Source organism: Candidatus Chloroploca sp. Khr17 (assembly GCF_004138165.1).
Lineage (GTDB): Bacteria > Chloroflexota > Chloroflexia > Chloroflexales > Chloroflexaceae > Chloroploca.
The window spans coordinates 62,864-73,088 of sequence record NZ_RYFF01000031.1; the positions used below are offsets into that span (position 1 = coordinate 62,864).

At 55.3% G+C, this 10,225-nt stretch carries 13 protein-coding genes; 1 reads left to right on the forward strand and 12 read right to left on the reverse strand.

Going from position 1 to position 10,225, the window contains the following annotated elements:
- Positions 1–8: 8 nt before the first annotated feature.
- The 12 genes from EKD05_RS17115 to EKD05_RS17170 all read right to left on the reverse strand — a co-directional run bounded on the left by EKD05_RS17115 (position 9) and on the right by EKD05_RS17170 (position 9,714).
- Complete coding sequence (locus EKD05_RS17115; RefSeq protein ID WP_129674937.1) at positions 9–266, reverse strand: gas vesicle protein GvpG; 258 nt, start codon at positions 264–266, stop codon at positions 9–11.
- Between the two features lie 48 nt (positions 267–314).
- Complete coding sequence (locus EKD05_RS17120) at positions 315–1,085, reverse strand: GvpL/GvpF family gas vesicle protein (protein ID WP_129674939.1); 771 nt, start codon at positions 1,083–1,085, stop codon at positions 315–317.
- A 36-nt stretch (positions 1,086–1,121) separates the two neighbouring features.
- On the reverse strand, positions 1,122–2,159 hold the full coding sequence (locus EKD05_RS17125; protein WP_129674941.1) for a hypothetical protein: 1,038 nt from the start codon (positions 2,157–2,159) through the stop codon (positions 1,122–1,124).
- A gap of 2 nt (positions 2,160–2,161) precedes the next feature.
- On the reverse strand, positions 2,162–2,674 hold the full coding sequence (gene hsp20 / locus EKD05_RS17130; RefSeq protein WP_129674943.1) for an archaeal heat shock protein Hsp20: 513 nt from the start codon (positions 2,672–2,674) through the stop codon (positions 2,162–2,164).
- A 15-nt stretch (positions 2,675–2,689) separates the two neighbouring features.
- A complete protein-coding gene (locus EKD05_RS17135; protein WP_129674945.1) occupies positions 2,690–3,043 on the reverse strand; it encodes a hypothetical protein in 354 nt (117 codons plus the stop codon).
- An 18-nt stretch (positions 3,044–3,061) separates the two neighbouring features.
- The gene (gvpN, locus tag EKD05_RS17140) at positions 3,062–4,024 is read right to left on the reverse strand and encodes a gas vesicle protein GvpN (RefSeq protein WP_129674947.1); all 963 of its coding nucleotides are present in this window, start codon (positions 4,022–4,024) and stop codon (positions 3,062–3,064) included.
- A gap of 60 nt (positions 4,025–4,084) precedes the next feature.
- Positions 4,085–4,813 carry a hypothetical protein gene (locus EKD05_RS17145; protein WP_129674949.1) on the reverse strand — a complete coding sequence of 243 codons (729 nt, stop codon included), beginning with the start codon at positions 4,811–4,813 and terminating at the stop codon, positions 4,085–4,087.
- A gap of 385 nt (positions 4,814–5,198) precedes the next feature.
- Positions 5,199–5,705 (reverse strand): hypothetical protein, encoded by a 507-nt coding sequence (locus tag EKD05_RS17150; protein WP_129674951.1) that lies wholly within the window; start codon positions 5,703–5,705, stop codon positions 5,199–5,201.
- A gap of 137 nt (positions 5,706–5,842) precedes the next feature.
- Entirely contained in the window at positions 5,843–6,052 is a 210-nt protein-coding gene (gvpA, locus tag EKD05_RS17155) for a gas vesicle structural protein GvpA (protein WP_097650585.1), read from the reverse strand.
- A 52-nt stretch (positions 6,053–6,104) separates the two neighbouring features.
- The gene (gene gvpA, locus EKD05_RS17160) at positions 6,105–6,314 is read right to left on the reverse strand and encodes a gas vesicle structural protein GvpA (RefSeq protein WP_097650585.1); all 210 of its coding nucleotides are present in this window, start codon (positions 6,312–6,314) and stop codon (positions 6,105–6,107) included.
- 82 nt (positions 6,315–6,396) lie between these two features.
- Positions 6,397–7,146 carry a response regulator transcription factor gene (locus EKD05_RS17165; RefSeq protein WP_129674953.1) on the reverse strand — a complete coding sequence of 250 codons (750 nt, stop codon included), beginning with the start codon at positions 7,144–7,146 and terminating at the stop codon, positions 6,397–6,399.
- 21 nt (positions 7,147–7,167) lie between these two features.
- The gene (locus EKD05_RS17170) at positions 7,168–9,714 is read right to left on the reverse strand and encodes an ATP-binding protein (RefSeq protein WP_129674955.1); all 2,547 of its coding nucleotides are present in this window, start codon (positions 9,712–9,714) and stop codon (positions 7,168–7,170) included.
- 296 nt (positions 9,715–10,010) lie between these two features.
- Here EKD05_RS17170 and EKD05_RS17175 point away from each other — a divergent pair.
- Positions 10,011–10,225, forward strand: a 215-nt coding sequence (locus EKD05_RS17175) for a hypothetical protein (protein ID WP_165360778.1), incomplete at its 3' end; no start/stop codon positions are given.

Here is a 10,225-nt window from a genome sequence, read left to right on the forward strand (position 1 = left end):
ACGACCAATCACTGCTGCGCCTTCGAGGCATTGTACTCGCGGATCTCTTTGATCCGCGCGAGCAAATAATCCTCGGCTTCCATATATTCATCCTCGGTAATTTCACCAAGGTCGAGTTTCAATTCCATTTCCATCAACTGCCCACGAACCTTGCCTTCGTCATAGATCTCGCCTTCAGCCTGCTCGAGCAGTTTCTCGGCGATCCAGATGGTGCCATTGATGGGGGCTGTCACCGGCAACAGCAGCAGGTCAGTCAAGATACCCACGCCTAGCTCCTCTCTGGTTCCACCACCCCTCTGGCGGGAGGTTTGATCCTAACTATCCCAACGGACAACAATATTGACAAAGTTATAGGGCGGCGCACTACCCACGTATTTGAACATCATGCGCTTGCCCATCTCTTGATCCAACTCCTGGACGATCTGATCAACCTCGTTCTCGCGCTCTTTCCTGACCAGGAACGCCGCATTGAGCACCATCCGCTCGGTGATGACCATGTTATTCCGGGTTTCCAGCACCAGCGGCTCGATGTTCTGCAGAATATAGTGCGCGTCTTCTTCACGTTTGCGTTTCATCGCTGACTCGACCAGTTCGCCAAGCTTGATCCGCTGGTAGTAGGTCTCTTCAGGTGACTTGCCCACCAGGCTATCGCGCAACTGGCGAATAGCAGGACTTGCCTCCACAATCTCACGATAGACGACTTCTTCATACCAGAAGGCTTTCAAGCCCAGTTCAACACACCCATCCATTTTGCGCATCAATTGATCAAGCTCGTCGTAACGACGCTTGAGCATCTGCTCAACAACCGCCTCGGCATTCGGCGCAACAATGCCAAACCGTACCGGAAGAATGGTGTGCGTATTCATCACCTCTTCCAGCACCGTCGTATGCGCAAGCATATTGCGGCGGGTGCTATCGTACTCAACAATTGGCGAACTACTCACCACGGCAGCAAGATCCTTATACACAAGCGCATGCACCAGGGCATCCTGGCCCCCGATGCCACGTGATTGAAAGGTCAGCGGCGTCGAACTGCGAATGATGCAGTAGAGGTATTCGCCAATTTCGATGTTTGGAGCGGGCATGAGACTTTCTCCTCCGCAAGTTAAGATGGTTAACCTTTACGCACCAGATTCATATCGAGATTCAACCGTCGCTTCGACCAGAAGCTCGTGTTCAGCCAGCGCAGTAACAAGGTGCGCAGTCACCTGCTGCCCCCACGCAACGAGCGCTTCGACCGAGAGATCAGGTGCCAGGTCGATATAGAGCCGATTAATCGCGGCAAACGCTGGTGCCACCTGCGGTTCAAGCTGAGGGAAGATTTCACGTTCGAGCACACGTAACAATTCACGGGCGGCATGGTCATGGCCGGCGCGCACAAAGGGAGCGATTTCCATCGCCAGCACAAGGTGGCTCTCGAGATCGCCCCCGAGCAAGATCTGACCAACGACCCGCTCACTACGATTGCCACTAGCAACATCTTGCTCGAGCAAGTTGCGTAGCTGCGCCCGCCCAGCTAGGCTACGGCCAGCATTGGCAACGTTGCGCCGATTGAGGTGCAAGAGCGCCTGATCAAAGCCGGTTTCAAGCGTCAACTGATTGGTAAAGAGCTCACGGGGCGCACTGATCACCAACCGTTCAAGCAGTTCGCTCAAAAGCATCTCGAGGCGACTCGCCTGTGGAAGACCATCACCAGAACTAGTTGGTTTGAAGGCCAGCTTGGTACACAACGACCGCGATGCATGCGTGGTCATATTTTCGGCCAACGGATGCGCATGCTCGTGGGCAAGCAACCCCTGCACAGCCAGCAGATCATCCCAATAGCCGGCCAGTTCCATCGCCTGCTGATTGACAAAGACAGTGCAGCGCTCTGGATGGGCCAGATCATAGAGATTGATCACTGGCCGACTTGCAAGCATCGTCGTGCCACCAGGCACCGACGCCAACGTGAGATCGAGTTGCCGCGTCAACGGGCTGAGATCTTGTAACACAAACAGTTGCACCCGCCGATGAGGCCACGTCACGTGCTGCATATAGCGCCGGATGACCATCTCTTCGGCCTGGACAATCGGGCTGACCCCTTCGTCAATATCTGAGACGACCCGTAACTCGGTCGACCCGATCCAGTGCATCTGAACGTGTTTGACGCCGCGACCCATCGTTACGCTGCTTTCATCAACCGCAGTTCGAGAATGCCATTGTTGTAGCTCTGCTTGAGCGATGCAGCCTCCACCGCCGCCGAGAGCAAAATCTCTTTGGCATAACGGCGCTCACCATTGGTCTCGATACTCACAATATCGTCCTTGAGTTCAACCTGAATCTGGGCCTCGCTGACCCCGGGCAACTCGGCGACAATCACGATCTCTTCGCTCTCATCAAAGACATCCACCAGCGGCTCACGCACATCCGCCACCTCGGGTCCAGCCTCGGTCTTGCGAATATTGCCAAAGCGCTGCACCCGCGGCGAACCATCACTCGCCGTGCGGATACTCACGCCATAAACACCACGGCCCTTTTCGCCGAGCCCCTTCACCTCAAACTCACCACTCTGATTAATCTCGAGCTTATCGTTGGAAGCCAGATCCGAGACCGCATCGAGTAGATCACCAAGACCCTTAAAGAGTCCACCGAGACCCAGATCAAGGTTGATCTGTGGTTGTTTCTTGTCACTCACAGCTCTTCTCCTTTATTAATATTCAAGTACAATCGCATGCCATTCAGTCGAAAAATCATCATCAGATTCATCATCCTGAGCGGCACGCTTCCGATTTGGCCGCGACGCTTTGACCTCAGTTTCGGAGGTTGGAACTGGGGCAGTCGCTTCCATCAGCACTTCAAGCCGATCGAGCACCTCTTGCAAGCGTTCAGCCGTCTGGCGCTGATTTTCCGACCACATCGCCAGTTCACGCTCAAGCATCGCCCGCTTATGTTCGAGGCGCGCCTGTTCCGCCAAGATCTTTTCACGCGTCGGCGGTACCGAACGCCCCCCCGAGCCACGCGACGTCATCACATCACGCATACCACGGATCTTCCGGGTCTTCATAGTCAGCGCCCTTTCGCTCTAAAGTCCTGTCGGTTCAGGCATCGCACGAGTCGCATGATGTTCAATCAACTGGAGCAACATCTTGCGCTGATTCATCCGGCGGGCCCGGTTCTTGATACTAAAATCCATCTTGGACTCAAGAATATCAAGACAGATCTGGGCAAAGCGCGGATCGCCACCGGAAGGCAACAGACCCTGCAACGCCGTCACCCGGGCAATCATAATGCACGCCCGCAGCGTAGGTGCCTGGTCATATTCACCCGAAGAACGGAATTCGCGCACAAGATCAACCACACGAGCGGCCTCATCGAGGGGCAAGCCCGAATTAGACTGCGTAATCGTGACCTCGGTCTCGCGATCATAATAATCGAGATCAATCGTGATCAAGCGATCACTGAGCGCATCGGGCAACTCGTGAACCCCGGCATACTCCTGGGGATTACTGGTAAAGATCGCCCGAAACTCGGGATGCACCTTGAGATACGAATTGCGTCCGGTTGACGTCGGCAAGACAAGCAGGCGCTCTTCGAGCACCGCAAGCAACACATTATTGGCCTCGGGGCGCGAGCGGGTAAACTCATCATAAACGAGCGTAAAGCCCTCGCGACAAGCGGTCGTGAGGCGATTATCAACCCACTGCTGCACCGCATCTTCTTCATACTTCACGACCGAATGGATATAGCGATCCACCACACGGCGGTAGCGATAGCCATTCTGCTCACCAACGAGGTCAGAAGACGTAAACTGCTCATCACCAACAATCAACATCACCGGGCGCTGAAACTGTGCCGCAATATGCAACGCCAGCGTCGTTTTACCGGTACCGGCCGGGCCACGCAAATGGACGGGAAAGCCAGCGCTCAGATAGGCCGACGCCCGATCCATCACCTGCGAAGTCGTACTCGTCACCACAAAATCAACACTGGATTGCAGTGAAATAAAAGCCTTGGTTCGGTTACCAGTATTCGTAGCAGTGGACATTGCTCCTGTTTCTCCTTACCTGATCAGGGTCAAGTGCAGCGCCATGTGGGTGCTGCCAAATTACCGCATTGTCGGCGACCCCACGGCAGTGTGGGCACTTCCGAGTTCAAGATTAAGCGCAAGATACCAGCGCTGCCGCGCCGAGGTATAACTAGAGGGATCAGCATGCCAGACTTCAAACTGTTCCCAGACCCGACGCAAGCCCGAGGCCGAGCGCGTCCAGGCCCCCGGATCAAGCGCCACCTTCCCCGCAGCATCACGTGAGCCATAGAGTTGTTGCGCCAGGCCCCGTTCATACTCCAGGCCCGACTGAGTCGCCACGCCAAGCACGAGATAGGCCACCACATCGCCAAACGCGAGCGCCAGTGGCTCGGACAAACCGAGGCGATAGGCCGCCACAATTGACATGCAGGCCACCAGGCGAGCCAACGCCTCGGTTCCACCCCCAGAAGCGCCCTGGCGCAACACCACCAACGCATCAACATAGGCCAGCGGGGGGCGGCGTTGCCAATGCGACGGCGGCATCAAGGCCAGCGTAAACTCAGACGCATCAAAATCACCAACCTCATCAATCTCGGCCAGGGCTGCACCAACCAGCGACCAGAGTTTCTGCAACAGGTTATACGCAACCGAAAGGTCGGGTTGGATGATAATTTCTGGCGTCGCCCCATCGCGGAGCATCAGGCGGCACTCGATCTCTTGCAGCGCCTGCAACTGCGGTGGCAACGTCACCTCCACACTCCCGCTTGTCCGACCGGCCGAACGAATACGTCGCTGTCCAAAATACATAGGTCACTCTCTATGCTAGTTCGCAGTGCAGACCATCTAGCAGATGAGCCTCCCAAAAAAAAGTGCGGCGAACCGACCCTTCAACGCATCTCTTCATGTGCCCAACCAAACGTCCCAGGCGAGATGACGTAGCAAAGCGAACAAAAGCGGTGATCCGAGGGGCCACTGGTGTCACCCAGCGACCCCCCGTTACCGGCGTGGCGCCTGACCGCGCCTGGTACGACCAGAGATACACCTTGTTCGACAGCGCGACGTCGATCAAATGATCGAAGATGACCCGCCAGAGACTATGCTCTCAAGTCAAGGCTAAAGGCGAACAACGTTTCGGCTGCTATGGTGTATTGACCGAACATAACTAGTAGCGAAGGGAAGTTTACCGCCGAAGTTACCCTCGGCGTTTCTCCATATCCTGATTGAATTGCGCCCAAGCTTCCTTGGAGGCAAGATGATCAGCACGCACTTCCATCCTCGCCGCGTTTGCGTCAGCAATGAACGTTTGAGTCCGTTCACGCAGATCGGCCATGAAAGCATCGAGCCGCTGACGCTGATCCTGCGACATTGACTGTCGCTCGTTATCACAGGTCTTCAAAAAGTCAGCAACATCTTTGCGCAGATTACCAGTAAACTCATCAAGTTTCTGCTGCTGTTCTGCACTCATCGCCTTATGCGCGGCATCAAACCCACCAAGCATCTCGGCAACATCTTTTTCAAGTGCTGCATTGAATGCCTCTAACTCTTGCCGCTGCGCAGTTGCCATCTCCAGATGAGCTTGGCGCGTCGCAGCAAGTTGAGCCTCGGTCTCTTTCTGCAGGGCACCGACCGCCGCTACCCGACTGTCGTACGCCGCCCGCATTTCAGCGGTGAGACGGCTCATATCTTCGGATAGTGACATTGGAACCTCCGATTGCTTATCGAGCCAGCAAAAGTATGGTAGCCAGCATAACGGGGAGCGCGGCGTGCCACATATGGATGACCATGCTCCCCACTATTTATCTAACAGCCACACGCTACCCGACACAGAACAAGCCGTTAGGCAGTAGCAGCGGCGGTCAGGCCCACGGCCTCAGCATATTTCAGATAGGTGTCCACACCAGCGACGACCACACGAGCCTCAATCGCCAGCAGTTCAATACCAACCAGCGATACGCGAACCCATGCGTCAACGACGATGCCCTTGTCGAGAATGCGGTCAATAACTTCGGCAAGGCTGCTGGATGCGTTCATCTTCTCGATTGCCATGGTAGTACTCCTATATCAATGAAGAGACGAAAGAAGAAAGTACGAAAAAGCCCTAAGCAGTGGCGGCGGCGGTCAGGCCCACGGCCTCGGCATACTTCAGATAGGTATCCACACCGGCGACGACCACGCGAGCCTCAATTGCCAGCAACTCAATGCCGACAAGCGATACGCGAACCCATGCGTCAACAACAATACCCTTATCAAGGATACGGTCAATGACTTCGGCCAGGCTACTAGATGCGTTCATCTTCTCGATTGCCATGTTACATTCACCCCCTTTCGCGCTTAAACATTCCACGCACTCAGCATACTACGTCAGCGCGTGCTTGTGTGTTAGGTATGCGTTAGGGTATCAGCAATTTGTCGTCGTCACCGTTGGTCTCGACCATGCCGCCCAGGATGTAGCCATGACGCGGTACCGTGCGGATGTACTGCGGGTTATTGGGATCAAGCTCGATCTTGTGGCGAAGGTTCATGATGTGCCAGCGTACCAGGCCCCGGTCAGCCAGATCAACCGGATACCCAAAGACCTCTTGCAACAGCCGTGCACTCGAACAGACTTCAGCCTGATGGGTCAAAAAATACTGCAGCAGGTCAAATTCAGACGGGGTCAGAATGACCGCCCGCGAGCCAATGTTGGCAATCCGGGTATGCGCATCAAGGTGCAAATCCTCATAGGCGAGCACGCTCTGCTCTGGTTCATGAGCGAGCTGAGTTTGGCTAGTACGGCGGAGCAGGGCACGGATGCGGGCCTTCAATTCACCAAAATCAAAGGGCTTGACGAGATAATCATCCGCACCGCCATCGAGGCCACTGATACGATCCTCGATCGAACTGCGCCGCGAGAGGAAGAGGATAGGTACCGCCGCAAGATCGAGCTGGCGGCGCAAGGCAAGACACACCTGAACCCCATCCATCTGGGGCATCACGATATCAAGCACGATCAAATCAGGTTGATGACACTGCGCAAGCGCAAGGCCATCAACCCCATTGAAGGCTGTCATCACATCATAGCCTTCATCCATAAGGGTATGTTTCAGAGCCCAGACAAGATCAGGCTCGTCATCAATTATAAGAATTCGACTCGCCGTCATAACCTGCTTCCTGTTGCGCTATCAGTTCTGGTGGAGGGTTGCTTCAGCTACGGGTAACCGGACAAGAAAGGTTGTGCCCATTCCGGGCGTACTCTGCACCTCAATCACACCGCCACATTGCTGGATAATGCTATAGCTCACCGCCAGACCAAGGCCCGTGCCCTGGCCTGTCGTCCAGTGAGTAAAGAAGGGATCAAAAATACGAGAGAGGTGTTCAGGGATGATTCCCACCCCGGTATCACGCACGATAAACCTGACCCAATCGACTTCAGACGTTGCCTCGATCTGCAAGAGACCACCCCCGGGCATCGCCTGGCAGGCATTGAGGATCAAGTTGGTCACGACCTGTTGCAAGAGGGCAGCATTGCCAATAACTGGTGGCAGATCGGGTGGAATCGCATATCGAAACGCAATCCCCCGCATCCGCAACTGATACTCCATGATCAACAAGGTTGACTCAAGCACCCGTTTCACATCGGCGACTTCAACCTCAACTGCTTTGGGCCGCGCAAAGGTCAACAGGCTATCAATAATAATGGCGGCACGCCTCGTCGCATGATGGATCTGCTGGAGGCATTGCTGAAGCAGGGAAGGATTGCCGAGATGATCCTGAGCAAGTTGGGCATTTGCCGAGATAATGCCAAGCGGATTGCGCAATTCGTGCCCAATCCCACTCGCCATCACACCGAGCGACGCCATCTTGGCGGACTGAAACACCTGCGCCTGCAACTTGCGATGCTCGGTGAGATCGCGGCCAACGGCAACAACACCCGCCCCCACACCGGGTTCAAGCTCGATGGGTGAAAAGCGCCACGCAATGGGAATGGACTGATCACGATGATCGAGGATATCTATTTCACAAGTACGCACAGATTGACCAACCCCAGACATTTGAAGCAATTCACGCATTTGAGGTTGCTGGTCAGCAGAACAAAGTTCGGCGAGATTGCGACCGATCACAGCTTCGCGTGCATAGCCACTGATTTGCTCGGCTGCACGATTCCAGGTCACGATTTCACCATCGCCATCAGTTGCAATCACCAGATCGCTCGCCGACTCGACAATATTGGCGAGATGACGTTTTGCCTGCAAGACTTCTGCCGAAAGCTGGGCATGTTCATGGTAGAGCTGCACCGTATGGTCGTGCATGTCGACCCGATAGATCGCATTGGTCAAGATATCGGCAATGCGCTCGATCAACCGCGTCTCGTACACGGTGATTGGTTCCGCACTGCCAACCCACAGCACCCCAAGCGCCATCTCGTGGATATGCAACGGGAGGCCGAGCAAGCCTGCGGCAGGAGGGGTATTCAAGGCGACAAAATCAGGATGAGAGAACGGCACATTGCGCTGCACGACCTGACCCTGACGCAAGATCTGCAATGAAGACGCTGACGGATCGGTAAGCACCCCTCCCTGGTTTGCTGTCCAGATGCCACGTGCTGCGACAACGACAAGCCCCTGTTCATGGCGCAGCAATAAGGCAATGCCAACACTATTCAACTGCACATACATATAATCAAGGCAGAGTTTCAGCATATGTTGCCGCGACGTAGCGCGCCGCATTGTCCGCGAAAGCGTGGTTACCACCTCGTAGGTACGATCACGCCACGTCCGTTCAATCACCATTGAAAGGGCCTCGGCAACCGTCTGGACAAACGCAAGATCAGCCCGCGAAAAGGTGTGGCGGCGTTTGCTCAACAAGGTAATCGCACCAAACGTATGACCTTTGTAAGCTATCGGAAGGCACATACCACTGCGCATATTGTGCAAGCTAACGAGGATACCTCCCTCAAAACGATCCTCTGCCTGCAAATCATTGACCACTGTCGGCATCTGTTGATGCAGGGTATAGGCCAGCATGGGGTCTTCATCTAAGGCGGCATAGGTTCGCTGCTGAATCGTTTTTGAATCAGTCAGGTAGGCATGCACTTTGACGTGATCAGTGGCAGGCAACACCTCAACAATGCGACACCATGTCACATCAAGCGCCCGGGCCACATGGCGCACCGTCCACGTAAAGAGATCCGCCAGCGACTCGCTGCTCAAGGCGCGCCAGTTTAACTGCGCAATCGCCGCCTGACGCCGACCCTGCGGCACGTCACGCTGCGTCCGACGCGGAATGGTGCGAGCAAGGGCTTTGTGTTCTTGCTCAAGTAAGTTGCTGATCTGGCGACTAGCACTACAAAGCATCTGCTCTTGCGGCGGAGTCAAGGTGCGTGCATACTGATCAAGGACGAGGAGCGAACCAATGGAGGTTCCTTGGAGATTGAAGAGCGGAACGCCCGCGAGAAAACGGGCATATGGCGCACCCACAACGAGCGGATGCGCGAGAAAAACGGCATCAACTGTCAGATCAACGACCTGGAACACCCCGTACTGGTGCATGATCTCCAAGCTGAACGCATGGACACGAGGCAACCAGCGGGTTTGCACCCCACGCCGATATTTGAAAAACTCACGATCACCGCCCATCACCGCAATGATAACTATAGGTGCTTCACATGCTGTTGCTACAAGATGAAGCAGATCCTCTAGCAGAAGTTCAGTTATTGCCTGACCTGACATGGCCTTCCTTGCTCCTATAGGATCGTGCGCCTTCCAGACAAGAGCAAGTACGCTATAAAAAAGATAGCCCGAAGCGCAGGTTGGTGTGCATTTACTCGTGTGAGAAGGACGTTTTCAATGCCCGTGTGACCTCACAGGTCTGACAGACCTGTGAGCTCGCAGGCCCCTCTACCGTTCAGAGCCGTGCATCACTTCCTGATACGCTCGGCTCTTCCCCTAGACCCAATACTTTTCAAAGATACTGTTGGCAAACTCACCAGGAGCGCCTTGTGCTGCACGCCGACGAAATGAAACCCATGAACACGTTTGGGTTGAACCCATCACTCCGCTGGTCACGCCAGCCGCCTGACGGTCGCCAGGATCCGCTCGGGTCATCGTTGCGCGGGAAGCGCCGTCGCCGCATGGCGATGTTAGGCTCCCGTGAGCACCTGGGTCAGGCGGTTCCGGGGTGGTGGTGGGCGCACGCCCGCCAGCCAGCGGGCCGTACGGCGCAGATTCACCCCAACACCAA

Bases quoted from the DNA above. Each gene is read 5' to 3' on its own strand.
- EKD05_RS17135 (WP_129674945.1), bottom strand. From the start codon at position 3,043: ATGAAGACCCGGAAGATCCGTGGTATGCGTGATGTGATGACGTCGCGT.
- EKD05_RS17120 (WP_129674939.1), bottom strand. From the start codon at position 1,085: ATGCCCGCTCCAAACATCGAAATTGGCGAATACCTCTACTGCATCATT.
- gvpA (WP_097650585.1), bottom strand. From the start codon at position 6,314: ATGGCAATCGAGAAGATGAACGCATCTAGTAGCCTGGCCGAAGTCATT.
- EKD05_RS17150 (WP_129674951.1), bottom strand. From the start codon at position 5,705: ATGTCACTATCCGAAGATATGAGCCGTCTCACCGCTGAAATGCGGGCG.
- EKD05_RS17165 (WP_129674953.1), bottom strand. From the start codon at position 7,146: ATGACGGCGAGTCGAATTCTTATAATTGATGACGAGCCTGATCTTGTC.
- gvpA (WP_097650585.1), bottom strand. From the start codon at position 6,052: ATGGCAATCGAGAAGATGAACGCATCCAGCAGCCTTGCCGAAGTTATT.
- gvpN (WP_129674947.1), bottom strand. From the start codon at position 4,024: ATGTCCACTGCTACGAATACTGGTAACCGAACCAAGGCTTTTATTTCA.
- EKD05_RS17170 (WP_129674955.1), bottom strand. From the start codon at position 9,714: ATGTCAGGTCAGGCAATAACTGAACTTCTGCTAGAGGATCTGCTTCAT.
- EKD05_RS17145 (WP_129674949.1), bottom strand. From the start codon at position 4,813: ATGTATTTTGGACAGCGACGTATTCGTTCGGCCGGTCGGACAAGCGGG.
- EKD05_RS17125 (WP_129674941.1), bottom strand. From the start codon at position 2,159: ATGGGTCGCGGCGTCAAACACGTTCAGATGCACTGGATCGGGTCGACC.